Genomic DNA, 24,569 nt, shown 5'->3' with positions numbered 1-24,569 from the left:
TCCCTTGCGTTACGAAGGAAATATCTACCGTCCCCCCGGAGAGTGGCGGAGCTATCTGCTCCAGGTCACTGTGGGGTGCTCCCATAATAAGTGTACCTTTTGCAGCATGTACAAGGACAAGCAGTTCCACATCCGCCCCATGGCCGATATCTTTGAGGACATCGAGATGGCCCGGGCCTACTATAATCGGATGGGCCGGCCGGTCAAGCGGGTCTTTCTGTGCGACGGCGACGCCGTCATTATGCGGACCGAGCAGCTGCTGGCCATCCTGAAAAAGCTCTATGATACCTTCCCGGAACTGGAGCGGGTCACCGCCTACGCCGGTCCCCGCTCGGCCCTGACCAAGACCCCGGAAGAGCTGCGTGCCCTGCGGGAGGCCGGACTGTACCGGGTCTATCTGGGGGTGGAGACCGGCTCGGATGAGCTGCTTCACACCATCAAGAAGGGTGTGGGCGCGCAGGAGATGCTGGAGGCCGGCATCCGGCTGCGGGAGGCAGGCCTGGACCTGTGGGTCATGGTTCTGCTGGGACTGGCCGGTCCCGGGGAGCCCTCCCGCCGGCACATCCTGGCCACGGCGGAGATGATGAACCAGATGAAGCCCCGCCATCTCTCGGCCCTCACCTATATGCCTGAGCCGGGCACCGAGATGGGGGAGCAGGTGGAGCGGGGAGAGTTCCAGCTCATCACCGGGCCCCAGGCCCTGGAGGAGACCCGTCTCCTGCTGGAGCACCTGGACGTGGACCCGCTGCACTTTACCTGTGACCACGCTTCCAACTATCTGCCCCTCAAGGGTGGTCTGCCCGAGGACCGGCAGGCCATGCTCGCGGCCATCGATCTGGCCCTGGAGGACCAGGAGCTGCTGCGCAGCGAATACGGCCGCGGACTGTAATCGATTGAAAAACGCTTCCGGACAAAAGTCCGGAAGCGTTTTTGTCATAGTGGAACCTGGGGATCCGAGGGTGGGGTTTCTCCTGTTACGGAGGAGGCCAGGGAGAGGGCGTCGTGTCCATATTTTCGGCGGACCTGATCCACTGCCCGCTCCAGCCGCTCCAGCCGGTCCCGACGGGGGAGAGAGTCGGCGGAGAAAAAATCCAGCTGTTCGGCGGCCTCGTCCTCCGGGATCAGGTGCTGGGCCGTGACCGTGAGGGCCCGCACCGGGGCCTCTGCCCGCCAGACACCCCGGAGCAGGGCAAAGGAGGCGTCCAGCAGCTCCCGGGTGACAAAGGTGGGGGCGTTCAGCCGGCTCTGGCGGCAGATGTCCCGGAAGGAGGGGTCCCGGATCGTGATCTGGACGGTGGTACACTTGAGACCCACCTCCCGCAGCCGTCCGGCCACGCTGTCGCACAGGAGGGCCAGTCCGGAGCGGAGTTCCTCCCAGCCCACCAGATTGTGGGGGAAGGTGATGCCGTTGCCCACCGACTTGGGGGGCGGCATATCCCGCAGCGGGACCACGGGACTGTGCTCCCGGCCGCTGGCATAGGCGTGAAGGGTCACGCCCTGACGGCCCAGGACCCGCACCAGAGCCTCCCGGTCAAATTGGGCCAGATCCCCGATGGTGTGTACGCCGTACTGCTCCAGGGTCCGGGCGGCGGCCCGGCCCACAAAGATGAGATCGGTGACCGGGAGGGGCCAGAGCAGCGTGCGGAAATTTTCGGGGGAGATGACGGTGGTGGCGTCCGGTTTCCGGTAGTCGCTCCCCATTTTGGCAAAGATCTTGTTGAAGGAGACCCCTGCCGAGAGGGTGAGCCCGGTCTCCCGGCGGACCACGGAGCGGATCTCATCGGCCACCGCCTTTCCGTCGCCGCCAAAGAGGTGGAGGGAGCCCGTCATGTCCAGCCAGCTCTCGTCAATGCTGAAGGGTTCCACCAGATCGGTATAGCGCTCATAGATGGCGTTGACCGCCCGGGAAAAGTGCCGGTATTTTTCCCGGTGGGCGGGGAGGAGGATGAGCTGGGGACATTTGCGCCTGGCCTGCCAGATGGTCTCGGCGGTCCGGACCTGGAAGCGCTTGGCGGGCTCATTTTTGGCCAGGATGATCCCGTGGCGGCTCTCCGGATCGCCGCAGACGGCCACCGGTTTTTCCCGGAGCTCCGGGTGGTCCAGAAGCTCCACCGAGGCGTAGAAGCTATTGAGATCACAGTGCAGAATGACCCGGTCCATGGCGCTCCCCCCTTGTTGTTCTGGATTCTATTATAAGAGATTCCGTGTCCTATGTCAAACGAATGTTCTATAACAAAAAAAGAGACGCCGGTCCCTTTTTAGGGGGACCGGCGTCTGGATCTTAGAACTGGTTGTAGTGGGCCCGCTCCTCAAAGGACTTGCGGGGCTTGGGCTCGCCCACCTCGGCGGGAACGCCCAGGGGGAGAATGGTACGCACCGTTTTTCCCTCGGGAACGTGGAGGAGGGAAGCGATGGCCGCACAGGCGGCGGGGGCCTTGGTCATGCCGTCCATCCAGACGGTGGCATAGCCCAGGGCGGTGGCGGCCAGGAGCATATTCTCCACGGAGGCGGCATAATCCTCCACCTCGAAGGCCATACCGCAGGGGGCCACCACGTGCTCACTCAGCACCACCAGGATGACGGGAGCCGTCTGGGTGGCGGGGGTGGAGAGGACCTCGGAGATGCGCTTGCGCAGGTCGGGATCGGTGACCACCACGAAGGACGTGGTCTGGCAATTCTGACCGGAGGGGGCCTGGATACCGGCCTCTACGATCTTGCGGACATCGGCGTCTGGCACGGGCTGGTCCAAAAAGGGCGTCCGGTGGCTGTAACGCTTGGCAACAGTTTCAAAGAATTCCATACAATCACCTCATGACAGAAGCGGCAGTGCCGCATTTGGATACATCCATTTTATACCTTTTTTCTGCAAAATGCAAATAAAAATCTCGGAGGGCCCGGTAAAACCGGACCCTCCGTCTGCTCAGCTATTGAGATACTGCTTCACCAGCTCCTGAAGAAGCTCGTCCCGATCCAGCTTGCGGATCAGCGCACGGGCATTGTTATAGTTGGTGATATAAGTGGGATCTTCCGAGAGGATGTAACCCACGATCTGATTGATGGGGTTATACCCTTTTTCCTGCAGAGAATTATAGACAGAGGTCAGAATGTCCTTGATCTCCTGATCCTTCTCATAATTGAGACTGAATCTGCGTGTATAATCCGTATGCATGACAATCACACCTCCTTATGCTTCTGTCCCCTATTTTAACTGAAAAAACGCGGAGTGTAAAGGGGCCAGACCAAAATTCACGAAACATTAAGAAGTAGTTTGTGGAATAGAAGGCGGTTTATTCTGTTCAGCGGAGCACGGCGCCCAGCTCGGTTTCCAGGGCCTTCAGGATGGCGGCCACATCGGCGTCGGCCTCCTCGGCGGTGAGGGAGCGGTCATCGGCACGGAGGACCAGGCTGAAGGCCACCGATTTCTTGCCCTCGTCTACGCCCTTGCCGCGGTAGATATCAAAGAGGGTGACCTCCTTGAGCAGACCCTTGGCGCCCCGACGGATGGAATCTTCCAGCGCGCCTACGGTGACGGCCTCGTCGCACACCACGGCGATGTCACGGGTGACAGCGGGGAACTTGGGCAGAGGCACATACTGGGGATCGGCCCCCTTGGCGGCAAAGAGAGCGGGGAAGGAGAGCTCCGCACAGTAGAGCTCGGCGTCCACCCCGTAGTTCCGGGCGGTGAGGGGATGGATCTGACCCAGCACGCCCACCTCGCGGCCGTCCACCAGGACCCGGGCACAGCGTCCGGGATGGTAGGAGGGGTTATCCGACACGGCCTCATAGGTCACATGCTCGGCCCGGATCGAGGAGAGGAGGGAATCCACCGCACCCTTGAGGGTGTAGAAGTCCATTCCGCCGCCGTAGGCGCCCAGGGAGAGGACCTTGGGCTCGTCGGCCATGCCGTCCTCCCGCTGGAAGTAGACCCGGCCCAGCTCATACAGGCGGGCGGACTTGTTGCGGTAGTTGTAGTTGCGGGTCAGGATCTCCAGCATGGAGGGGAGAATGGTGGTGCGCATGATGGAGGTATCCTCGCCCAGGGGGTTGCAGATGCGCATGGAGGCACGGCGGGGATCGTCGGGCGCCCAGCGGATCTTGTCATAGTAGGTGGGGCTGATGAAGGAGTAGGTGATGATCTCGTCATAGCCCAAGCTGCGGCAGGTCTGGCCCAGAGAGCGCTCCAGCTCCTGCTCGGGGGAGTAGCCGCCCCGGGTGGTCTGACCCCGCATGAGGGTGGTGGGGATATTGTTGTAGCCGTGGAAACGGGCCACCTCTTCGGCCAGATCGGCCATGGCCTCCACATCGCCGCGCCAGGAGGGGACAGTGACCATGCCGTCCTCCACTCCAAAGTCCAGCTTCTTCAGGATGGAGACCATCTCCTCGCCGGAGATCTCGGTGCCCAGCAGGGCGTTGATCTTGTCGGGCTCCAGGGGGAGAACACGGGGGTGGGGCACATAGTTGAGGATGTCGATGACTCCGTCCAGCACTTCGCCGGCCCCCAGCAGCTCCACCAGCTCACAGGCACGGTCCACGGCGGGGAGGGTGTTCATGGGGTCCAGGCCCTTTTCAAACTTGGCGCTGGCCTCGGTGCGCATGCCCAGGGCCAGAGCGCCCTTGCGGATGCAGGTGCCGTCGAAATTGGCCGACTCGAACACCACGTCCACCGTGTCGGAGACGATCTCGCTGTTCTCACCGCCCATGATGCCGGCCAGGCCCACGGCGCGATGCTCGTCGGCGATGACCAGGTGATTGGCGTTGAGCTTGCGGACCTGTCCGTCCAGAGTGGTGAGCTCCTCGCCCTCGCTGGCCCGGCGGACGATGATCTTGCCACCCTTCACATAGCGGTAGTCAAAGGCGTGCATGGGCTGGCCGTACTCCAGCATCACATAGTTGGTGATGTCCACGATGTTGTTGATGGGGCGCACGCCCATGGCGCGCAGCCGCTCCCGCATCCACTTGGGGGAGGGACCGATCTTCACGTTGCGGACCATCCGGGCGGTGTAGCGGGGGCACAGGTCGGGATCGGGGGTCTCCACATCCAGCAGCTCGATCAGATTGCCGGGGCCGCCGCCCTTCACCACGGGGGTGTGGAGGCGCAGGGGGGCGCCGTAAGTGGCGGCAACCTCCCGGGCCAGGCCGATGACGCTGAGGCAGTCGGGGCGGTTGGGGGTGATCTCAAACTCCACCACCGAGTCGTCCAGACCGATGATACCCTTGATATCGTCGCCCGGCTTGCACTCCTCCCGGAGGATGAAGATGCCGTCGGGGATGCAGTGGGGGAACTCCGCCTGCTGCGCGTGGAGATCCTCCAGCGTGCAGATGGAGCCGGACTTGGTGTTGTAGGCCACCAGATCCGCCTCGTGGAGGTTGGGGCAGGCCGTCGTGGTGTCGGCGGTACCCTCGCCCAGATCCAGAAAGACGCGGAAGCTGCCGTCCGGCTGGGTCTCGCACGCCTGCACCTTGGCGCAGATCACCGGGCCAAAGACCTTGTGGCCGGCCTGGATGTCTGCCGGGATGGAGGGCTTGTCCGCATCCAGGGGATGGTAGTCGTTCAGGAGGGCAGCGGGGGTGATGGCGGCATAGGGGAAGTCCCGCTCCTCCAGACCCAGCTCAGACAGTCCGCAGAGCATGCCGTTGGAGACCACGCCGCGCAGCTTGCCCTTCTCGATCTTCACGCCGCCGGGCAGGGTGGACTTGTGCCGGGCCACGGGGACCAGGTCGCCCACATGGACGTTCCAGGCACCGGTGACGATCTGAACGGGCTCGGCCTCGCCCACGTTGATCTGGCAGACCCACATATGGTCGCTGTTTTCGTGGCGGGCCATGGACAGCACTTTACCCACCATCACATTGGAGATCTCTGCGCCCAGGTTCTCGGTGGTCTCCACCTTGGAGCCGGACAGGGTCATGGCCTCTGCAAAATCATGATCGGAGGCGTCGACGGTGACAAACTCGCCGAGCCATTTACGAGATAGATTCATATCTTAAAACTCCCTTATCACATCAGGCTTTTCATCGTGGGGACGGCCTCTGACCGCCCCTGCGGCTGCGGAGGGCCGCCTTAGAACTGCTCCAGGAACCGCACGTCGTTTTCGAAGATGAGGCGCAGGTCGGCGATCTTGAAGCGGCGCATGGCGGTGCGCTCCAGCCCGATGCCGAAGGCCCAGCCGGAGTAGACCTCCGGGTCGATGCCGGCCATCTTCAGGACCTTGGGGTGGATCATACCGGCGCCCAGCATCTCGATCCAGCCCTCGCCCTTACAGGTGGGGCAGCCCACGCCGCCGCACTTGTGGCACTGCACGTCCATCTCACAGGAGGGCTCGGTGAAGGGGAAGTGGTGGGGACGGAAGCGGGTCTTGGTGCCCTTGCCGTAGAGCTGCTCCACTACCGTGTTGAGGGTGCCCTTCAGGTCGGCCATGGTAACGCCCTTGTCGATGACCATGCCCTCCACCTGGTGGAACATGGGGGAGTGGGTGGCGTCCACCTCGTCCTTGCGGTACACCCGGCCGGGGGCGATGATGCGGATGGGCAGCTCCATGGTCTCCATGGCGCGCACCTGCATGGGGGAGGTCTGAGAGCGGAGCATCACCCGGCTGTCCTGGTCAAAATAGAAGGTGTCCGACCAGTCGCGGGAGGGATGGCCCTCCTCGGCGTTGAGCTTGTCAAAGTTGTACTCGGCCAGCTCCACCTCGGGGCCGTCCAGCACGGTGAAGCCCATGCCCACAAAGATATCCTTGAGCTCGTCCAGGGCGATATACATGGGGTGGCGGTGGCCCAGATGGGGGGCCTTGCCGGGAATGGTCACATCCAGGGCCTCAGCGGCCAGACGCTGGTTGAGAGCCTCCTCCTCCAGGGCAGCCTGACGCTCCTCCAGGGCGGCGGTGAGGGCCTCACGGACCTCGTTGGCCATCTGGCCCACCACAGGACGCTCCTCGGCAGAGAGAGATCCCATCATCTTGAGCACGTTGGTGAGCTCACCCTTTTTTCCCAGGTACTTGACCCGCAGGGCATCCAGGTCCTGGGCGCTGCCGGCCTGGGCAAAGGCGGAGAGCGCCTCCTGGCGGATCTGTTCCAGCTTCTCTTTCATATCGTACGCTCCTTTAAGCATTTGTAGACTGTGAGGGGAAGGGCAGCAAAAAAGCCCTCCGCCCCAAGTTATGGGACGAAAGGCCAACCTTCCGCGGTACCACCCGCATTCCCGCGCACTGCGCGGGCACTCTGACCCCGGTAACGGAGGGAAACCGTCCCTGTCTCCAGGGCCGCTCCGGGGCGAACCAAACGGCGGGACGCCAACGTCCGCTTTCAGCCGGTGACGGACGCTCTCTGATGGGTCGAAAACCGTTATTTTCCCCTTCTTTGCATGTAAGATAATATATAGCACGTTTTGGGCTCAATTGCAAGGAGAACTTCCCGCTTTTCCGAAAAAAGGCGAAAAAATCCCGCCGCACCAGCGGTACGGCGGGATGGAAACTTACATACCCTTGTGCAGGATGGGGGAGAGGGACTTGTAGATCAGGAAGCACAGGGCGGCGTCGATGAGGCCCTTGACCAGGGTGAAGGGGGCGTTGAACACGATCAGGCACTCCAGCAGGCTGTTGACCGAGGGACGGATGGCCTGGTACATCCCCAGGATGGCGTCGATGGGCATGAAGTTGGAGTAGATGGGATAGGTCACATAGTAGTTGAGGGGGATGGAGAAGAGGGCCATGATGACCGAGCCGATCAGCACGCCGATGAGCGCGCCCTTGCGGGACTTCATCCGGCGGTAGAGGAGTCCGGCGGGGATCACGAAGCTGGCGCCCAGCAGGAAGTTGCACAGCTCACCGGCACCGGCGGTGGAGGTGATCATCAGGTGGATCAGGTTCTTCACCAGGCAGACCACCGTGCCGTAGACCGGGCCAAGGGCGAAAGCGGCCAGCAGAGCGGGCAGCTCAGAAATATCCATCTTTACAAAGCTGGGGATCAGGGGGACCGAGAAGTCCAGGAACATCAGCACAAAGGCGATGGCCGAGAGCATCGCGGTCACGGTGAGGGCGCGGACGCGGGTCAGGCTGCGGCGGGGAAAGACGCCGGCGGTGGTGTTCTGGGGATTGGACATAAAAAAACACTCCTTTTTGCTAGTAACACCTGAAAGCCTATGTCTTTCAGGTGTCAAACACAAAACAGGAGGTGCGTGTTTGGAAGTGGAGAACCACTTCCCAGCGGACACATCTTCTTTCATCCAGACTTCGCATCCAAAAGGATACGTCACTGTCGGTCCCGGAGTTACACCGGGTCTGCGCAAGCGCGCTCGCGGACTATACCGCCGATCGGGAATTTCACCCTGCCCTGAAGACATCACATTCAGTTGTTCTGTTTTTATTATAGCAGGACATCTCGAAAATGCAACCCCCAAAATGAGAGAAAGAAAAAGAAACTAATGTTCGATAAATAATTGACTTCCGCAGGGGGATATACTAAAATAACAGGCATGGAGATGGGAACAAGAGACGATCCATCCGATGTCCGGCAGAAGGGAGAAGAAGAATGGACCGCGACACCACGTGTTGTTTTACCGGGCACCGGCCCGAGAAGCTGCCCTGGCGCAATCGGGAGGAGGACCCCCGCTGTCTCGCCCTCAAGGCCCGGATCGACCGGGAACTGGAGGCGGCGTATCGGGACGGATACCGCCACTTTATCTGCGGAATGGCCCAGGGAGCGGACTTCTATTTCTGCGAGGCGGCCCTTGCCCTGCGGGACCGGCGGGCAGGGGTTACGGTAGAGGCCGCCATTCCCTGCGAAGAGCAGTGCGCCCGCTGGAGCGAGGGGGCCAGAAACCGCTATTTCGACCTGGTGGGGCACTGCGACAAGGAGACCATGGTGCAGCGGCACTATGACAAGGGATGCATGCTCCGGCGCAACCGCTACATGGTGGACCGCTCCTCCCGCCTCATCGCCGTGTACGACGGGCTGCTGGGGGGGACCATGTATACCGTCTCCTACGCCATGAAGCAGGGGCTTAAAGTGGTCCTGCTGGACCCGGAGGAGCCGGAAGGATAGAGGGACCGCTCCAACGTTGGAAACAGCCTCCCGGAGAAAAAATATAGACCCGGCGTCTTTTGGGGCCAATTGGGCTCAAAAGACGCCGGGTTTTTCACGTTTTTTCGGGAGTTCCGTTTGGGACAAGTCCCGGAGCGACCCAAAACAGATTAGAACAGGTTGCCGTTCTCATCGAACTCCAGATCATAGGGCTCGGAGAGAATCTCGATGTTGGGGTTGGCCTTGGCCTGGGGCAGCAGGCCCTCGGAGATCTCGATATACTCGATGTGGGCGGTGTTGGGAATGCGGATCATCTTCATGTTGTTCTGATCCTCCGCATCCGGGCAGCAGCACAGGGCCAGCTGGAGGGCCTCCCGGTCGTTGTCCATGATCATGGGGATCTTCATCAGGTGGAGGAAGGTGTTGGTCACGCCGGTGGGATAGGTCATCTCCAGCTTCATCTTGTTGTAGAGACGGCGGGTGGTGACCTCAGCCAGACCGATGCCCTGGGCGTTGCCGTGGGTCTCGTCGGTCAGGTCCAGGATGACCACCTTCTCGGCCTCGATGCCGCCGGAGCAGTACTTGGGCTGGACGAAACGGCCGGAGACGTTGGGGTCCATGCCGTCGCCGGAGATGTTCTTGCCGATCTTGTCCACCACCAGCACGTCGCACTTGTCAAAGAGGAGGTGGGCGATGGTCTGATAGGAGATCTCCTTGAGCTTGGGCTCCTCGGTGATGATCTCCTCGGGGCTCAGGCCCTGGATGAGGTAGGTCTCGTCATAGGCGTTCTCGATGATGGCGATACCGCCCAGGATGTTGCAGTTTTTCAGGATGGTCAGGCCGTACTCCTCCACCAGCTCGTGCATGATGGCGGGGCTCTGGTGGTGGATGTTCTCGGCGCCGTGCTGCTTGCCCAGGCCGATGGCCATCATCTTCATCAGGCCGCTCTCGTACTTACCGCGGAAGGAGGTGTGGGGCTTGATGCGGTTGAAGAGAAGGATACCGTCGGCAGCGGCAGCGTGCTTGTCGATGCGCACGGGCAGATGACGCACGCCGGACAGACCGATCTCCACGGTGTCCATGCAGCTGACGATGGGGCAGCCCATGTTCTCCTCGGTGATGCCGTAGTCGGCCAGGATCTGGCGCTGACCCTCGGCGGTGGCGCCGCCGTGGCTGCCCATGGCGGCCACGATGAAGGGCTCGGCGCCCTTGGACTTGACAAAGTCCACCATGGCCCGGGCCATGACGGCATAGTGGTTGATGCCACGGCTGCCGCAGGTGATGGCGATGCGCATACCGGGCTGGATGCGGCTGGCGATGACATCCCGGGAGAGCTGCTCGGTCACGGTCTCAGCGATCTTGTCGGCGGGGATATGGCTCTCGTCATAGCGCTCGCGGATCTTGACCATCTTGGGAATGGGGACATTTTTGATGAGGTCGGTAATGGTTTCCATGGACGATTCCTCCTTAGTCATTACAATGTCTGACCGAATCCGGCGGAAAGGACCTTACAGGGACAAACCGATCTGGTCAAACTGCCGTTGATTCCGATATACGGAATGTATTTCCAATATAAAAAGACAAACCAAATTCAGACATAATACATGTTTATTATGACCCTTTCCGTGTGGATTGTCAAGAGAGAAAGGCCCCGCGCCGCCACTGGCGGCACGGGGCCCTGCGACACCGTTTACTGAGTTTCCAGGCGGATCTGTCCGTCCTGGGCGGTGGCGCGGATCTCGTAGAGAGGATGCAGATAGCTCTCGATGAGCTTGGTGGCAATGCCGTCCTCCAGATCCCGCTGGATCTGGCGGCGGAGGTTGCGGGCACCGTAGGTGAGGGAGTAGGACTTCTCCACCAGGTAATCCAGCAGGGACTCGTCCCAGGAGAAGGTGATGCCCTTCTCCCGCAGGTTGGTCTGGAGCTCGGTGAGCATGATGCTGGCAATGGCCTTGAAGTTCTCCTCAGAGAGCTTGTTGAAGTAGACGATCTCGTCCACGCGGTTGATGAACTCGGGGCGGAGGAAGGACTCCAGCGCCTTCATGACCCGCTCCCGGCCCTGCTCGTTGGCGGTGCGGCCAAAGCCCACGCTGCCGGCCGACTTGGTGTCGCTGCCCGCGTTGGAGGTCATGACGATGACGGTGTTCTCAAAGTTCACGTTCCGGCCCTGGGCGTCGGTGATGTGGCCGTCGTCCAGGATCTGGAGCAGGATGTTGAGCACGTCGGGGTGGGCCTTCTCGATCTCGTCGAAGAGGACCACGCAATAGGGCTTGCGGCGTACCTTCTCGGTGAGCTGTCCGGCCTCGTCGTAGCCCACATAGCCCGGGGGAGAGCCGATGATGCGGCTGACCGCGAACTTCTCCATGAACTCGGACATATCCAGGCGGATGAGAGACTCAGGAGAGTGGAACATGTCCATAGCCAGGCGCTTAACCAGTTCGGTCTTGCCCACACCGGTGGAGCCCACGAAGAGGAAGGAGACCGGCTTGCGCTTGGAGGCGATGCCCACGCGGCCCCGGCGCACGGCGGCGGCCACAGCCTTTACCGCCTCGTCCTGGCCGATGATGTGCTCCTTGAGGCGGTCCTCCAGCTTGGCCAGACGCTCATACTCGGCCTCCTGGATCTGGCTGGCCGGGATCTTGGTCCACAGCTCGATGACCCGGGCCAGATGCTCCACCGTGAGGGGCGGGGCGCTCTGGGCCTCCAGCTTGTGGAGCTCCTCCTCCAGCTGGAGCTGGCGGCTCTTCATCTCGGCCAGGCGCTCATACTGATTGCCGTCGGTCTCGGTGGAGAGGGAGATGTGGTCCTTGTTGAGGGCGGAGAGCTCCCGTTGGAGGCGGGCGGCCTCCCGCTCGTTGTCCCGCAGGCCGGCCTCCTGGTCGGGAGCGGCCGAAAGAGCGGCGTGCTCCTCATTGAGCTTGCCCAGCTGGCGGCGGAGCTCGGCCTGCTTCTGCTCATTGGCCTTGAGGCTGTTCTGGCGCTTGTACTCCCGGTCGTTGGACTCGCTGACCATCCGGTCACGCTCCTTGGAGAGCTCATCCAGCTCCTTGCGGACCTGGGCCTCCCGGGCCAGATTGGTGTTGTGGAGGTTCACGTCGGAGCAGGCCTCGTCAATGAGGTCGATGGCCTTGTCGGGGAGGAAGCGGTCGGTGATGTACCGCTCGCTCATGGTGACGGCCAGGCGGCACATCTGGGGAGAGATGGAGACAAAGTGGTAGTTCTCATAGTAGGGGGCGATGCCCTCGATGATCTTCACCGCGTCGTCAATGGAGGGCTCCTCCACGATGACGGGCTGGAAGCGGCGCTCCAGCGCGGTGTCCTTCTCGATGTGCTTGCGGTACTCGGTGAGCGTGGTGGCGCCGATGACCTGGATCTCGCCCCGGGAGAGGGCGGGCTTGAGGATGTTGGCGGCGTTCATGGAGCCCTCGGCATCGCCCGCGCCCACGATGTTATGGACCTCGTCGATGACCAGGATGATGTTGCCCAGCTTCTTGATCTCCTCGATGAGCCCCTTCATGCGGCTCTCGAACTGGCCGCGGAACTGGGTGCCCGCCACCAGAGCGGTCAGATCCAGGAGATAGACCTCCTTGTCCAGGAGCTTATAGGGGACCTGCCGGTTGTAGATGCGCTGGGCCAGGCCCTCGGCGATGGCGGTCTTGCCCACGCCGGGCTCACCGATCAGGCAGGGGTTGTTCTTCTGCCGGCGGTTGAGGATCTGGATGGTGCGCTGGATCTCTTCCTCCCGGCCAATGATATTGTCCAGTTTGCCCTCGGCGGCCTTCTGGGTCAGAGAGATGCAGTAGTTCTCCAAAAACTTCCGCTTGGGGGGACGCTCTCCCTTGCCCTTTTCCTCCCGGTTGGGGCGGGGGCCGTCCATGGAGGGACCGCCCGGCTCTTCCTCCGAGCGGGGATTGGAGCCCGCGCCAAAGAGCTTATTGAGGAAGGGGAAGGTGGCGGTCTTGCCGTCCTCCTCGTCGTCCTCCTCGGATTCCGATGGGATGAGACCGGCCAGACTCTCGGGGGAGCCCATGGCGGTCATCATGTCGTTGGAGAGGCTCTCCAGATCCTCGTCGGTGATCCCCATTTTCTGCATCATATCCTGAAGCGGCTGAATGCCGATTTCCTTGGCGCATTTCAGACAGAGGCCCTCTGTCTTGGCCACGCCGTTCTCCATCTTCTGGATGAAGACGACGGCCACATTTTTATGACATCTGGAACAGAGTGTCGGCTGCATGGATGATTTCAACTCCTTTTCCGGCGCGGCTGGACCGCGCGCGGGAGGGCGGACAGAATGCCGCCCTCCAGTTTATTGATTCTAGCCCGAAATTATGAACTGCGTATGAATGTAGGAGAAACAAGTCCCGTTCCGGGCATCAGCTCTTCCGCCGGCCGGTGAGGGAGAGGTATTGCAGGAGATAGCTCACGAAGGCCAGGATGGTCAGGACCAGGGCCAGGGTGATCAGGCCGGTGGCCCAGGAGGAGGGAATGCCGGGGAAGAGGACCAGTGCGGCACACACCACAAAGAACACGCCGGTGGAGACCTTTCCCAGCCAGTTGGAGGGGATCACGTCCTCTGTCTTATGGTACATGGACAGGGCTCCCACGCCCATGGCGGCCTCCTTCAGGAAGAAGACCACCACAGCCCAGAGGGGGATGATGCCCGCGGCGGTGATACAGACAATGACCGTAAAGGTCATCAGCTTGTCCGCCAGAGGGTCCAGGATACGGCCCAGACGGGTGACCTGGTGGAAATGGCGGGCGATCCAGCCGTCGGCGATATCGGTAACAAAGGCCAGGGCGTACACTCCGGCAGCCCAGCTGCGGGCGGATGGGTCGGGCAGGAAAAAGACCGCCGCAAAGACCGGCACCATGGCTAGGCGGAGCAGTGAGAGCAGATTTGGTACATTCATACGGATTTACCTCCCAATGGGTGTGAAGCGCCTCATACCGCCAGATCCGTCAGGGCAGTAAGGGGATTGTGCTCCACCAGAGCGCGCAGGAGGGTGGTCTGGGCCACCGTCTCCTCCGGAACAAAATGGCCAAGAGACTGGAGCAGCCAGGTGACCAGAAAGAGCACCAGCAGGGCCTTGACCAGCCCGATGGCGGCGCCGCCGGTCTTGTTGAGAAAGTGCAGTCCCGGCAGGCGGGCCACCAGATTGAGTGCCCGGCTCAGCCAGCCCCAGAGGGCCAGGATCAGAGTGAAGGACACCAGGAAGATGATGCGGTAGGCGATGGACTGGGCCATGGCGGCCCCTGCGCTGGCGGCGGCCGAGACCGCCCCGTTCATACCCTCCTCCACGGTGTGCTGGAGGGAGTCCACCAGATTCTCATAGAGCCCCAGATCCTTGAGGACGGAGAGCACGTCGGAGAGGGGGTCCTCGCCGGCGGATACCTCCTCTGCCGGCGGGGGAGCGGAGAGTCCTTCCTCCAGCCGCTCTTCGATGAGCTGTGAGATCTTAGGCTCCAGCGCCTGGCCTACGGCGGGAGAGAGGGTGCGGGCAGCGATCCCCGCTCCGGCGAAGGCCACCAGCACCGCCAGCAGCCCGCACAGGGAGAGGACCAGACCCTTGCGCCATCCCTTCCAGATAAACAGGGCAGCGACGGCTGCCACGATCAGATCAAGCAGATAGGGCATGGAAAAAACCTCCTCAGTTGGGAACATAGAGATGGGCCGTGTCGGCGTTCATGAGCATGGTAGAGCCGTCGGAGCGCTGGATGACCCGCCGGGCGCCCTGGGTGGTCTCCAGAGACCGGTAGAGGGTGAGATCCGGGGTGTACAGATCCAGCCGTCCCGCCGAGAGCACCGCAATGTAATTGCCGGCGGCCGAGAGAGAAAAGACCTGGTCATGGAGGGAAGAGGATGCCTTGACCAGGCCGGTATGGTCCAGCACGATGAGGTCGGCGGCGCTTCCGGCCCGGTACTTGCCCAGCAGGAGAACGGCATAGCCTTCCCCGTTCAGGGAAAAGCCCTTGAGGTACTGGCCGGAATAGTCGTAGCTCCCCTTATTCTCTCCACTGGGAGAGACCAGGGTGAAGGAGGACTGTCCCAGGACCCAGATTCCGTCCGATTTCCAGGCCAGATCCAGGGGAACGTCATTGCCCAGAGAGCAGGTGTAATCGGGAGAGACGTCCTCTTCGGTCCGGGAGAGCTGATAGAGCTCCAGCGTGCTCTCAAAGGTGCTCCCGTTCACGCCCAGGGTGACCAGAGCCACCGACTTGCCGTCCGGAGAGAGGGTCGCGTCACTCACGAAGCGGCTGGAGAGCTTGATGCGCATGATGGGCTGAAAATCCTGCCCATAGACCGTCACGGTGCCCTTGTATCCGCTCTCCTGGGCGACTACCACCAGGGAGCCCTCCTGGTTGAGGCGGGCCGAGAGAAGAGACTCGTCCTCCTTGAGGGAGAGGGAAAAGACCTGCTCCTTTCCGGAAAAGACAAAGAGATCCTGTCCGCCCGCGTCGTAGACCACGGCGCTATGCTCGGTGCTGTGGATGACCGGGTGCTCCATGGAGATCGTCTGGTCCACATAGAGGGTTCCGCTGCCGGAATAGAGACGGATGGAGGCGGTAGAGCATACCAGCAGCCCGTCGTCCAGGGTGGCAAAGCTGCTGGCGCTTCCGCCGTCGTAGGAAAAGGACTCGGCCTGGCCGCTGTCACTGCGCTCCAGAGAGCGGTAGTTGAACCAGCGGCGTACCCCGTCCAGATTCAGCTTGTCCCGGTTGGCCACCAGGGCCACCGCCCCGGCCATCAGGGCCAGAGTCACCAAAAAGGCCAGCAGACGCAGCAGGCGGCTGGGGCGTTTTTTGGGTGGGGTTGGCTTTGGTTGCAGCAGTTCCATAGATTGCCTCCTGTTAGGCTCAGCGGAAGGGAACGACCTGTCCCAGGGTGTCCTCCGGATACCAGAGACGGGTCATGTAGAGCCCGCCCGGCGGGACAGTGGGACCCGCCGCCGTGCGGTTGCGGGACTCCAACAGACGGGGGATGTCGTCGGGGGAGAGCTTCCCCTCGGCGGCGTAGACGCAGGTGCCCACCAGGGCCCGCACCATATTGTAGAGAAAGCCATTGGCGCAGACCCGGCAGGTGATGAGGTCCCCCGCCCGGGTGATGTCGAAGTAGTGGATGGTGCGCACCGTGGACTGGACCTCGGTGCCCACCGACTGGACGGCGGCAAAGTCGTGGGTACCCACAAACTGGCTGGCCGCCGCCTGCATCACCTTCTCGTCCAGGGGCTTGGGATAGAACCAGGCCCGGTCCACGAAGAAGGCGTTGCGGATGCGGGAGTTATAGATGCGGTAGGTGTACTCCTTTTTCAGACAGGAGCCGATGGCGTTGAAGGAGTCGGGCACCTCGGCGGCCCGGACCACCACGATGTCGTCGGGCAGGCGGGTGTTCACCGCCAGGGGGAGCCGTTCACAGGGGATGGAAGAGGTGGTGTGGAAATTGGCCACATAGGTCTCGGCGTGGACCCCGGCATCGGTGCGTCCGGCACCGGTACACTTGACTGGGTGGCAGACCACGGTGGACAGGGCCTTTTCCAGGGTTTCAGCCACGGTGGTGACCGTCTTCTGCACCTGCCAGCCGTGATAGGCGGTGCCCACATACATCAGTTGCAGCGCGATATTTCTCATAGCAGATCTCATTCACCTTGAAAGTTGATAAGGCCGGAGAATGGGATTCTCCGGCCTGGGAATATTACAGGCCGAAGTGCCGCAGGACGGACACGGCGGCCACCAGGGCGACGCCCAGGACCAGAGCGGCGCAGTCGGCGCGCTGGAAATGGAGCTGACGCATCCGGGTGCGGCCCTCTCCGCCATGGTAGCAGCGGCACTCCATGGCCACCGCCAGCTCATCGGCCCGCCGGAAGGCGGAGATGAACAGGGGCACCAGCAGAGGCACCAGGGCCTGGGCCTTCTGGATCAGATTGCCCGAGTCAAAGTCGGCGCCTCTGGCCCGCTGGGCCGACATGATTTTGTCGGTCTCCTCGATGAGGGTGGGGATGAAGCGCAGGGCAATGGACATCATCATGGCCAGCTCATGGACGGGGAAGCGCAGGTGCTTGAGGGGGGAGAGCAGCTTTTCCAGTCCGTCGGTGAGCAGGATGGGGGAAGTGGTATAGGTGAGCAGGAAGGTGCAGGTGATGAGCAGGGTGATGCGCAGCACCATAAAGACGGCCGCCCAGATGCCCTCGACGGTGATTCGAAGGAAGCCCCAGCGCCACAGCTCCTGCCCGGGGGTATAGAAGAGGTTGAGAACCGCCGTCAGGATGACGATGATGAGCACCGGACGCATCCCGCGGACGATGGATTTGAGACCCACGTGGGAGATGGCCACGGCCCCTGCCAGCACGGCGATGACCAGGGCATAGGAGACCACCTGCTTGCACAGGAAGAGGGCCACGATGTAGAGGGTGGTCAGCAGGATCTTGGTGCGGGGGTCCATCCGGTGGAGGATGGTGTGACCGGGAAAGTACTGTCCCAGGGTGATGTCTTTCAGAGCCATATCAGACCGCCCCCTTTCTCTTGAGCGCATCCAGCAGGACCTGGCGTGCCTGGGCGATGGTGTAGACCGAGGGGTCGATGTCCACGCCCATGGAGCGCAGGCGGTGGAAGACCCGGGTCATCTGGGGCACGCCCAGACCCATGGCCTCCAGCTCCTCCCCATGGCGGAAGACCTCCCGGGGGGGACCCTCAAAGGGAATGGTCCCGTCGTTGACCACCACCAGGCGGTCCACTGTCCGGGCTACCTCCTCCATAGAGTGGGAGACCAGAATGATGGTGGCGTTATTGGCCTCGTGGTAATCTCGGATGTTCTGGAGGATCTGCTCCACACCCACCGGGTCCAGCCCGGCGGTGGGCTCGTCCAGAATGAGGACCTTGGGCTCCATGGCGATGACGCCGGCGATGGCCACCCGGCGCTTCTGACCGCCGGAGAGTTCAAAGGGGGAGCGCTCCAGCAGTTCATCCCGCAGACCCACGAAATGGGCGGCCTCCCGGACCCGGCGGTCGATCTCCTCCTCGGGCAGTCCCATGTTCCGGGGACCGAAGGAGATGTCCTTGTAGATGGTCTCCTCAAAGAGCTGGTACTCGGGATACTGGAACACCAGACCCACCTGGAAGCGGGTCTGACGGGTGCGCTCCTTGGTCTCCCAGATGTCCTTTCCCTCAAAGAGGACCTGCCCGCCGGTGGGCTTGAGCAGACCGTTGAGGTGCTGGATGAGGGTGGATTTTCCCGACCCGGTGTGGCCGATGATTCCCAGGTACTCCCCGGGGTAGGCGGCAAACTCCACGTCCAGCAGGGCAGCCCGCTCAAAGGGCGTGCCCTGGGAGTAGACGTGAGAGAGCTGATGTGTCTGAAGAATGGGTTCCAAATAACTTCATTCCTTTGCGAAAGTGGTGCATCTCCCCGAAGGGATGACGCCCGAAGAAGTGGCGGAGGCTCTCGCGCCTCAGCGGAAGAGTTGGTAGAGGGCCTGAGCGCACTCCTCGTCGCTCAGGGCGTCCAGGGGCACGTCCAGCCCGTCCTGCCGGAGCTGCCAGAGCAGCTCGGTGGTCTCGGGGACGGTGAGGCCCAGGGCCTTGAGCTTCTCCACCCGCTGAAAGACCTCCCGGGGAGCGCCGTCAGCCACCACCTGGCCCTTGGACATGACCACCAGACGGTCGGCCAGGGCGGCCTCGTCCATGTGGTGGGTGATGAGGACTACAGTGACCCCGGAGAGGCGGTTGAGCTTCTGTATGGTCTCCAGGACCTCCCGGCGGCCCACCGGGTCCAGCATGGCGGTGGGCTCGTCCAGCACGATGCAGCGGGGAGCCATGGCGATGACGCCGGCGATGGCCACTCGCTGCTTCTGTCCGCCCGAGAGAAGGTGGGGGGCGTGCTCCCGGAACTCATACATACCCACGGCCTTGAGGGCCTCGTCCACCCGGCGGCGGATCTCAGCAGGGGGGACCCCCAGGTTTTCCGGGGCGAAGGCCACGTCTTCCTCCACCACATTGGCGACAATCTGGTTGTCCGGATTCTGGAAGACCATGCCCACAGTGCGGCGGATGTCCAGCAGGAGGGACTCGTCAGCGGTGTCCATACCCGCCACATAGACCGCCCCGCCGCTGGGGAGGAGGATGGCGTTGAGGTGCTTGGCCAGGGTGGATTTGCCCGAACCGTTGTGCCCCAGGACCGCCACGAAGGAGCCCTCCTCAATGGAGAGGTTCACTCCGTTGAGCACCGAGGGGGAGGCACCCTCCGCCCCGGTGTAGGAAAAGTGCAGATCTCTGATTTCAATGATGGCGTTGCTCATAGTCGATATCCTCAAATCTCAGAAGGGTGGGTCCCTCAGCGGTCGGCCAGCCAGCGTCCGGTGGCGCCGCAGGGGAGGGCCAGCCCGGTCTCACGGACCCGCAGGCCCAGCTCCTGGCTGTCGGTGTGGCCTCCGTGTTTGGAGGAGACGATGGTCTCCAGGATGTAAGTGAGCACCGAGGGGGCAAGGCCGGTGGTGTAGGAGTTGATGATGACAAAGAGGGGGTTGTCCGAGAGGACGCCCGAGACCAGCTCCACAAAGGGATAGAGGTTCTCCTCCAGCTTCCAGATCTCACCGGAGGGGCCCCGGCCATAGGAGGGAGGGTCCATGATGATGGCGTCATACCGCCGGCCACGGCGGATCTCCCGCTCCACGAACTTGCCGCAGTCGTCAATGATCCAGCGGATGGGGGCATCCTCCAGCCCGGAGGAGCGGGCATTCTCTCTGGCCCAGCTCACCATGCCCTTGGCCGCGTCCACGTGGCAGACCGAAGCCCCCGCCGCGGCACAGGCCACGGTAGCTCCGCCGGTATAGGCAAAGAGGTTGAGCACCTGGATGGGACGGTTGGCTCGGCGGATCTGCTCCCGGGCCCAGTCCCAGTTGGCGGCCTGCTCAGGGAAGAGGCCGGTGTGCTTGAAATTCATGGGTTTAATATTAAAGGTGAGGTCCCGGTAGTCCACCGTCCAGCGTTCGGGCAGATCCTTCTTCTCCCAGGCGCCCCCGCCGGTGGAGGAGCGGGCATAGCGGGCCTCGTGCTTCTTCCAGCCGGGATGTCTCCGGGGCGTATTCCAGATGGCCTGGGGGTCGGGGCGGACCAGGAGATGCTTCCCCCAGCGTTCCAGTTTTTCCCCACGGCCGCAGTCAATCAGTTCATAGTCTTTCCAGGCGTCGGAAATCCACATAGTGCATTCGCTCCATCTATCAATCTCATCCATCGCAGGGCGATGGAAATGGTACAATCAGGTTATTATATCACCTGGCCCCGGCCAGCGTCAAATAGAATAGGATTGTATTGCCCGCAAAATTGTGATAAAATACCCCTGATTCGAGCAATACCCTGAGAGAAGGAGCGTGTACGTAGATGGAGGCAGCGGACATTCAGTTCCGTACCGCCGCATTGGGCGGGTTCAGTAAGCAGGACGTACTGGACTATATCGAGAAGGCCAATCAGGACCACGCCGCCAAGGTGGAGGGACTTCAGAAAGAGCTCTCCGCCATGACGGAGGAGCGGGACAAACTCAAAGCGCGGGTGGAAGAGGCCGAGGGGCGTCTGGTGGAGCTGTCGGCCCAGGTACAGAAGCTCACCGGCGAGCTGGCCGAGCGGGGTGCCGCGCTGGAGCAGAGCCGGGGCGAGCGGGAGCTCCAGGCAGAGGAGCAAAGCGCCCTCCAGAACCAGCTCTCCGACCTGAAGGAGCGCCTGGAGAAAAGCGAGCAGGGGGCCAGAGCTTACGAGGCCATCAAGGACCGCACGGCCGGCATCGAGCTGGAGGCCCACTGCCGTGCCCAGGGGATCGAGGCGGCCGCCCGGGAGCAGGTGGAGAAGGCCCGTCAGGAGCTGGAACAGTGGATCTACAAAGTGCAGGCCGGCTATGACCGGATGCGCACGGATATTGAGGCCACCATCGCCCACACAGCCGGGGAGCTGGACCGGGTGCGCAAGAGCATGGAGGGACTCACCGCCGAGTTCGGTGACCATGACGCCGAGCTCAAGCTGCTGCTGGAGACCTATGAGGAGGCCATCGGGCCCCGGATGCCCGAGCCTCTGCCGCTGGATGAGGAGTGAGGAGAGATGGAATACCGTCTGCATACACAGGACCTGCGCAGCCACATTCCTGCGCTGAAGGCGGGAGACCGGGTGATCCTGAGCGGGACCATCTACACCGCCCGGGACGCGGCTCACAAACGCTTTTTTGAGCTCCTGGACCGGGGAGAGGACCTGCCCTTCCCGCTGCGGGACGCGGTGATCTATTATGCCGGTCCCACCCCGGGACAGCAGGGCATGGCGGTGGGAGCCTGCGGCCCCACCACGGCCAGCCGGATGGACGCCTTTGCCCCCCGGCTGCTGGACCTGGGCCTGGGTGCCATGATCGGCAAGGGAGAGCGCAGTCAGGAGGTGGTGGACGCCATCGTCCGCAACGGGGCGTGCTATTTCGCGGCGGTGGGAGGCGCGGGGGCGCTGATCGCCCGCTGCATCAAGGCCGCCGAGGTCATCGCCTTTGACGAGCTGGGCTGTGAGTCGGTGAAGAAGATGACCGTGGAGGACTTCCCCCTGACGGTCGCCATCGACAGCACGGGCGGAAATCTCTTCCGCAGCGGCCGGGCCGAATACGCCGCGAAATAAGATCATCTGAATACGAAAAGCGGACCGGAAATCTTCCGGTCCGCTCTTTTCATATGTACGTAAGTGTTTGGGTGTGCTATGGATTGTAGAGATGGCAGGCCACCCGGTGGCCGGGCTCCAGCTCCCGGGTCTGGGGCGGCTGCTCCTTGCAGATTCCCATGCAGTGGGGGCAGCGGTCGTGGAAGGCACAGCCGCTGGGGGGATCGGCCGGGCTGGGCACATCGCCCTCCAGATGGATGCGCTCCTTTTCCTCCGACGGGTCCCGCTTGGGAATGGCGGAGAGAAGGGCCTTGGTGTAGGGGTGGAGAGGATTGCGGTAGACATCTTCGGTGCTGCCCGTCTCCACCAGACGACCCAGATACATCACACCCACCCGGTTGCTGATGTGGCGCACCACGTTCAGATCGTGGGAGATGAAAAGATAGGAGAGCTTCAGATCCTGCTGAAGTCCCATGAGCAGGTTGAGGATCTGGGACTGGATGGACACGTCCAGCGCGGAGACCGGCTCGTCAGCCACCACGAAGCGGGGCTTGCAGATGAGGGCCCGGGCGATGGCGATGCGCTGGCGCTGTCCGCCGGAGAACTGATGGGGATAGCGCTCCAGATGCTCCGCCGTGATGCCCACAGCCTGAGCGATCCACTGGATCTGCTCCTCCCGCTCCTTGGGGGAGAGATGGAAATGGGTGAGCAGCGGCTCCTCCAACAGCTTATGTACCGTCATGCGGGGGTTGAGGGAGGCATAGGGGTCCTGGAAGATGAGCTGCATGTCCCGCCGCTTCAGCCGCAGCTGCTCCCGGCTCAGGGTACACAGGTCGGTGCCGTCAAAGAGAACCTGTCCGCCGGTGGGCTCGATGAGGCGGAGGATACTCCGGCCGGTGGTGGACTTGCCGCAGCCAGACTCGCCCACCAGGCCGAAGGTCTCCTGCTCCCGGATCTGGAAGGAGACATCCTCCACCGCGTGGACATGGCCTACGGCCTTGCGCATCACGCCGCCCCGGATGGGAAAGTAGGTTTTCAGATGCTGGACGTCCAGCAGAATGTTTTCCTGACTCATCGTGCCGCCTCCTTCTCTGCGCCGCCGGCGTGGAGCCAGCAGCGGCACTGGTGCCCGGGGGCCACCTCGGTCAGCGGCGGAACCGCCTCCCGGCAGCGGGCCGTGCAGTGTTCGCACCGGTCGGCAAAGCGACAGCCGGAAGAGAACTGCCCGGCGGTGGGCACGGTGCCCCGGATGGTATAGAGCTCCTTCTGCTCTCCGCCCAGAGAGGTCACCGAGCGCAGCAGTCCGCTGGTATAGGGGTGGGCTGTGTGGTGGAAGATGTCGTCCACGCTGGCCTGCTCCACCACTTGGCCGGCATAAAAGACCGCCACCTGTTCACAGGTCTCGGCGATGACACCCAGGTCATGGGTGATCATGATGACCGAGGTGTCATAGCTCTCCCGCAGTTCGTTCATCAGATCCAGAATCTGGGCCTGAATGGTCACGTCCAGGGCGGTGGTGGGCTCATCGGCGATGAGGAGCCGGGGATTGTTGATGAGGGCAATGGCGATCATGACCCGCTGGAGCATGCCGCCGGAGAGGTGGTGGGGATACTCCTTCAGGATCTCCTCTGCCCGGGGGATCTTGACCTTGCGGAGCATCTCCAGGGCGGCCTCCCGCATGGCGGAGCGGCTGAGATCGGTGTGGAAGCGGAGGGACTCCACAATCTGGTCTTCGATGGTATACATGGGGTCCAGGGCGGTCATGGGCTCCTGAAAGATCATGGAGATCTCCTTGCCCCGCAGCTGCTGCATCTGCTTTTTCGGAAGGGAGAGCAACTCGGTATCGGTCCCATTCTCCCGCTGGAAGCGGATGCTGCTCCCTGCACCTACGGAAAGAGGGAAGGAGAGCAGTCCCATGATGGAGGAACAGGTGATGCTCTTCCCGCAGCCGGACTCGCCCACGATGCCGAAATTCTGTTTTTTATCGATGTTGAGGTCAATTCCCTCCACCAGCTTGACCGGAGGCGTCCGCCATCCCCGGTACAGGTCGATGGAGAGATTGCGCATTTCCAAGAGATGATCCATGTCGGCAGTCCTCCCATCAGGTTTTGAGCTTGGGGTCCAGCACGTCGCGGAGGCTGTCGCCCAGGATGTTGAAGAGCAGGATGGTCACAATGATGAAGAGTGCGGGGAAGATGGCCATCCAGGGGGCCTGCTCCATAAAGGTGCGGGCCTCGGAGAGCATGGAGCCCCAGGAGGGATCGGGGGGCTGGATGCCCAGGCCCAGGAAGCTCATGGAGGCCTCGGTGAGAATGGCGCTGGAGAGGGCCAGGGTAGCCTGCACCGTAAAGGGCGCCACCACGTTGGGGGAGATGTGCCGCACCAGGATGGCGCCCGTCCGGACGCCCACGCTCCGGGCGTTGGAGACATACTCCAGGCCCTTGGCCGAGATGACCGCCGCCCGTACGGTCCGGGCAAAGACGGGAATGTTGACGATGCCGATGGCGATCATGGTGTTGACCAGGCCCCGTCCCAGCACCGCCGAGATGAAGATGGCCAGCAGGATGGAGGGGAAGGCAAAGAGGATGTCCATCACACACATGATGACCCGGTCCACCCAGCCCTCAAAATAGCCCGCCAGCAGGCCCAGGATGTAGCCGGCCACCGCGCCGATACCCACGGCGATGATGCCCACCTCCAGAGAGACCCGGGCGCCGTAGAGGATGCGGCTGAAGATGTCCCGGCCGTAGTTGTCGGTGCCGAACCAATAGTCGGCGCTGGGGGCGGATTTGGGCATGGCCACCATCTTGTCCGGCTCAAAGGGAGCCGCCAGGGGGGCAAAGATGGCCACCAGGATGACCAGCAGGATGCCGATCATGCCGATGCGCCCCATGGGATCCTTCCACAGATCCCGGATCGTCTGTCCAAGTCGTTTCATGGTA

The 24,569-nt window shown here is 62.4% G+C and carries 23 protein-coding genes and 1 riboswitch; of the genes, 4 read left to right on the top strand and 19 right to left on the bottom strand.

Features of this window, described 5'->3' with window-relative positions:
- The first annotated feature begins 4 nt into the window (after nt 1-4).
- Nucleotides 5-889 carry a radical SAM protein gene (locus I2C21_RS00935; RefSeq protein ID WP_195278272.1) on the top strand — a complete coding sequence of 295 codons (885 nt, stop codon included), beginning with the start codon at nt 5-7 and terminating at the stop codon, nt 887-889.
- Nucleotides 890-933: 44 nt separating this feature from the next.
- Here the strand turns inward: I2C21_RS00935 and dinB are convergent, their stop codons facing one another.
- The 6 genes from dinB to I2C21_RS00905 form a co-directional block, all read right to left on the bottom strand.
- Nucleotides 934-2,160: a DNA polymerase IV gene (gene dinB, locus I2C21_RS00930; RefSeq protein ID WP_101693423.1), complete on the bottom strand. Its 1,227-nt coding sequence runs from the start codon at nt 2,158-2,160 to the stop codon at nt 934-936.
- A gap of 121 nt (nt 2,161-2,281) precedes the next feature.
- Nucleotides 2,282-2,800 (bottom strand): nitroreductase family protein, encoded by a 519-nt coding sequence (locus tag I2C21_RS00925; RefSeq protein ID WP_195278271.1) that lies wholly within the window; start codon nt 2,798-2,800, stop codon nt 2,282-2,284.
- Between the two features lie 120 nt (nt 2,801-2,920).
- A complete protein-coding gene (locus I2C21_RS00920) occupies nt 2,921-3,169 on the bottom strand; it encodes an IreB family regulatory phosphoprotein (RefSeq protein ID WP_101693421.1) in 249 nt (82 codons plus the stop codon).
- Between the two features lie 127 nt (nt 3,170-3,296).
- A complete protein-coding gene (gene pheT, locus I2C21_RS00915) occupies nt 3,297-5,981 on the bottom strand; it encodes a phenylalanine--tRNA ligase subunit beta (RefSeq protein WP_195278270.1) in 2,685 nt (894 codons plus the stop codon).
- 80 nt (nt 5,982-6,061) lie between these two features.
- A complete protein-coding gene (pheS, locus tag I2C21_RS00910) occupies nt 6,062-7,087 on the bottom strand; it encodes a phenylalanine--tRNA ligase subunit alpha (protein WP_193537542.1) in 1,026 nt (341 codons plus the stop codon).
- A 384-nt stretch (nt 7,088-7,471) separates the two neighbouring features.
- Nucleotides 7,472-8,098, bottom strand: a complete 627-nt coding sequence (locus I2C21_RS00905; protein WP_101693418.1) for an ECF transporter S component — start codon at nt 8,096-8,098, stop codon at nt 7,472-7,474.
- Nucleotides 8,099-8,205: 107 nt separating this feature from the next.
- Nucleotides 8,206-8,340, bottom strand: a riboswitch (FMN riboswitch).
- 186 nt (nt 8,341-8,526) lie between these two features.
- On the opposite strand from I2C21_RS00905, the gene I2C21_RS00900 reads away from it, so the two are divergent.
- Entirely contained in the window at nt 8,527-9,039 is a 513-nt protein-coding gene (locus I2C21_RS00900) for an SLOG family protein (protein WP_101693417.1), read from the top strand.
- Between the two features lie 149 nt (nt 9,040-9,188).
- Here the strand turns inward: I2C21_RS00900 and I2C21_RS00895 are convergent, their stop codons facing one another.
- The 10 genes from I2C21_RS00895 to I2C21_RS00850 form a co-directional block, all read right to left on the bottom strand.
- Nucleotides 9,189-10,472 carry a nickel pincer cofactor-dependent isomerase, group 22 gene (locus I2C21_RS00895; protein WP_101693416.1) on the bottom strand — a complete coding sequence of 428 codons (1,284 nt, stop codon included), beginning with the start codon at nt 10,470-10,472 and terminating at the stop codon, nt 9,189-9,191.
- 236 nt (nt 10,473-10,708) lie between these two features.
- Complete coding sequence (locus tag I2C21_RS00890; RefSeq protein WP_101693415.1) at nt 10,709-13,252, bottom strand: ATP-dependent Clp protease ATP-binding subunit; 2,544 nt, start codon at nt 13,250-13,252, stop codon at nt 10,709-10,711.
- Between the two features lie 139 nt (nt 13,253-13,391).
- Complete coding sequence (pgsA, locus tag I2C21_RS00885; RefSeq protein ID WP_101693414.1) at nt 13,392-13,928, bottom strand: CDP-diacylglycerol--glycerol-3-phosphate 3-phosphatidyltransferase; 537 nt, start codon at nt 13,926-13,928, stop codon at nt 13,392-13,394.
- 32 nt (nt 13,929-13,960) lie between these two features.
- The gene (locus tag I2C21_RS00880) at nt 13,961-14,653 is read right to left on the bottom strand and encodes a CvpA family protein (RefSeq protein ID WP_101693413.1); all 693 of its coding nucleotides are present in this window, start codon (nt 14,651-14,653) and stop codon (nt 13,961-13,963) included.
- 13 nt (nt 14,654-14,666) lie between these two features.
- Nucleotides 14,667-15,854, bottom strand: a complete 1,188-nt coding sequence (locus tag I2C21_RS00875; RefSeq protein ID WP_195278269.1) for a DUF5711 family protein — start codon at nt 15,852-15,854, stop codon at nt 14,667-14,669.
- 19 nt (nt 15,855-15,873) lie between these two features.
- On the bottom strand, nt 15,874-16,644 hold the full coding sequence (gene truA, locus I2C21_RS00870; RefSeq protein WP_101693411.1) for a tRNA pseudouridine(38-40) synthase TruA: 771 nt from the start codon (nt 16,642-16,644) through the stop codon (nt 15,874-15,876).
- A 64-nt stretch (nt 16,645-16,708) separates the two neighbouring features.
- Nucleotides 16,709-17,515, bottom strand: coding sequence for an energy-coupling factor transporter transmembrane component T family protein (locus tag I2C21_RS00865; RefSeq protein ID WP_101693410.1), 807 nt, complete (start codon nt 17,513-17,515; stop codon nt 16,709-16,711).
- Between the two features lies 1 nt (nt 17,516).
- Nucleotides 17,517-18,383: an energy-coupling factor transporter ATPase gene (locus I2C21_RS00860; protein WP_186962759.1), complete on the bottom strand. Its 867-nt coding sequence runs from the start codon at nt 18,381-18,383 to the stop codon at nt 17,517-17,519.
- Between the two features lie 78 nt (nt 18,384-18,461).
- Entirely contained in the window at nt 18,462-19,307 is an 846-nt protein-coding gene (locus I2C21_RS00855) for an energy-coupling factor transporter ATPase (RefSeq protein ID WP_195278268.1), read from the bottom strand.
- Nucleotides 19,308-19,342: 35 nt separating this feature from the next.
- A complete protein-coding gene (locus I2C21_RS00850; RefSeq protein WP_193537538.1) occupies nt 19,343-20,209 on the bottom strand; it encodes a class I SAM-dependent methyltransferase in 867 nt (288 codons plus the stop codon).
- A gap of 179 nt (nt 20,210-20,388) precedes the next feature.
- On the opposite strand from I2C21_RS00850, the gene I2C21_RS00845 reads away from it, so the two are divergent.
- Nucleotides 20,389-21,090 (top strand): coiled-coil domain-containing protein, encoded by a 702-nt coding sequence (locus I2C21_RS00845; protein WP_101693406.1) that lies wholly within the window; start codon nt 20,389-20,391, stop codon nt 21,088-21,090.
- A 6-nt stretch (nt 21,091-21,096) separates the two neighbouring features.
- Nucleotides 21,097-21,648 (top strand): Fe-S-containing hydro-lyase, encoded by a 552-nt coding sequence (locus I2C21_RS00840; protein WP_186962756.1) that lies wholly within the window; start codon nt 21,097-21,099, stop codon nt 21,646-21,648.
- 76 nt (nt 21,649-21,724) lie between these two features.
- Here the strand turns inward: I2C21_RS00840 and I2C21_RS00835 are convergent, their stop codons facing one another.
- The 3 genes from I2C21_RS00835 to I2C21_RS00825 are packed head-to-tail and all read right to left on the bottom strand — an operon-like array spanning nt 21,725 to nt 24,565.
- A complete protein-coding gene (locus I2C21_RS00835) occupies nt 21,725-22,702 on the bottom strand; it encodes an ABC transporter ATP-binding protein (protein WP_101693404.1) in 978 nt (325 codons plus the stop codon).
- Complete coding sequence (locus I2C21_RS00830) at nt 22,699-23,712, bottom strand: ABC transporter ATP-binding protein (RefSeq protein WP_195278267.1); 1,014 nt, start codon at nt 23,710-23,712, stop codon at nt 22,699-22,701. The genes I2C21_RS00835 and I2C21_RS00830 overlap by 4 nt, the downstream gene beginning before the upstream one ends.
- Before the next feature lie 16 nt (nt 23,713-23,728).
- Nucleotides 23,729-24,565 carry an ABC transporter permease gene (locus I2C21_RS00825; RefSeq protein ID WP_101693402.1) on the bottom strand — a complete coding sequence of 279 codons (837 nt, stop codon included), beginning with the start codon at nt 24,563-24,565 and terminating at the stop codon, nt 23,729-23,731.
- Nucleotides 24,566-24,569 lie beyond the last annotated feature (4 nt).

Origin of the sequence: Clostridium sp. J1101437_171009_A5 (genome assembly GCF_015547905.1) — a bacterium.
Classification (GTDB): Bacteria; Bacillota; Clostridia; order Oscillospirales; family Oscillospiraceae; genus Pseudoflavonifractor_A; species Pseudoflavonifractor_A gallinarum.
Note: the sequence above shows the minus strand (reverse complement) of the source record. Positions and strands in the feature narration are given on the sequence as shown.

Bases quoted from the DNA above. Each gene is read 5' to 3' on its own strand.
- I2C21_RS00855 (WP_195278268.1), bottom strand. From the start codon at position 19,307: ATGAGCAACGCCATCATTGAAATCAGAGATCTGCACTTTTCCTACACC.
- I2C21_RS00900 (WP_101693417.1), top strand. From the start codon at position 8,527: ATGGACCGCGACACCACGTGTTGTTTTACCGGGCACCGGCCCGAGAAG.
- truA (WP_101693411.1), bottom strand. From the start codon at position 16,644: ATGAGAAATATCGCGCTGCAACTGATGTATGTGGGCACCGCCTATCAC.
- I2C21_RS00865 (WP_101693410.1), bottom strand. From the start codon at position 17,515: ATGGCTCTGAAAGACATCACCCTGGGACAGTACTTTCCCGGTCACACC.
- I2C21_RS00835 (WP_101693404.1), bottom strand. From the start codon at position 22,702: ATGAGTCAGGAAAACATTCTGCTGGACGTCCAGCATCTGAAAACCTAC.
- I2C21_RS00880 (WP_101693413.1), bottom strand. From the start codon at position 14,653: ATGCCCTATCTGCTTGATCTGATCGTGGCAGCCGTCGCTGCCCTGTTT.
- I2C21_RS00875 (WP_195278269.1), bottom strand. From the start codon at position 15,854: ATGGAACTGCTGCAACCAAAGCCAACCCCACCCAAAAAACGCCCCAGC.
- I2C21_RS00895 (WP_101693416.1), bottom strand. From the start codon at position 10,472: ATGGAAACCATTACCGACCTCATCAAAAATGTCCCCATTCCCAAGATG.
- I2C21_RS00920 (WP_101693421.1), bottom strand. From the start codon at position 3,169: ATGCATACGGATTATACACGCAGATTCAGTCTCAATTATGAGAAGGAT.
- I2C21_RS00830 (WP_195278267.1), bottom strand. From the start codon at position 23,712: ATGGATCATCTCTTGGAAATGCGCAATCTCTCCATCGACCTGTACCGG.
- I2C21_RS00845 (WP_101693406.1), top strand. From the start codon at position 20,389: ATGGAGGCAGCGGACATTCAGTTCCGTACCGCCGCATTGGGCGGGTTC.
- I2C21_RS00890 (WP_101693415.1), bottom strand. From the start codon at position 13,252: ATGCAGCCGACACTCTGTTCCAGATGTCATAAAAATGTGGCCGTCGTC.
- pheT (WP_195278270.1), bottom strand. From the start codon at position 5,981: ATGAATCTATCTCGTAAATGGCTCGGCGAGTTTGTCACCGTCGACGCC.
- I2C21_RS00825 (WP_101693402.1), bottom strand. From the start codon at position 24,565: ATGAAACGACTTGGACAGACGATCCGGGATCTGTGGAAGGATCCCATG.
- I2C21_RS00850 (WP_193537538.1), bottom strand. From the start codon at position 20,209: ATGTGGATTTCCGACGCCTGGAAAGACTATGAACTGATTGACTGCGGC.
- dinB (WP_101693423.1), bottom strand. From the start codon at position 2,160: ATGGACCGGGTCATTCTGCACTGTGATCTCAATAGCTTCTACGCCTCG.
- I2C21_RS00925 (WP_195278271.1), bottom strand. From the start codon at position 2,800: ATGGAATTCTTTGAAACTGTTGCCAAGCGTTACAGCCACCGGACGCCC.
- pgsA (WP_101693414.1), bottom strand. From the start codon at position 13,928: ATGAATGTACCAAATCTGCTCTCACTGCTCCGCCTAGCCATGGTGCCG.
- I2C21_RS00840 (WP_186962756.1), top strand. From the start codon at position 21,097: ATGGAATACCGTCTGCATACACAGGACCTGCGCAGCCACATTCCTGCG.
- pheS (WP_193537542.1), bottom strand. From the start codon at position 7,087: ATGAAAGAGAAGCTGGAACAGATCCGCCAGGAGGCGCTCTCCGCCTTT.
- I2C21_RS00905 (WP_101693418.1), bottom strand. From the start codon at position 8,098: ATGTCCAATCCCCAGAACACCACCGCCGGCGTCTTTCCCCGCCGCAGC.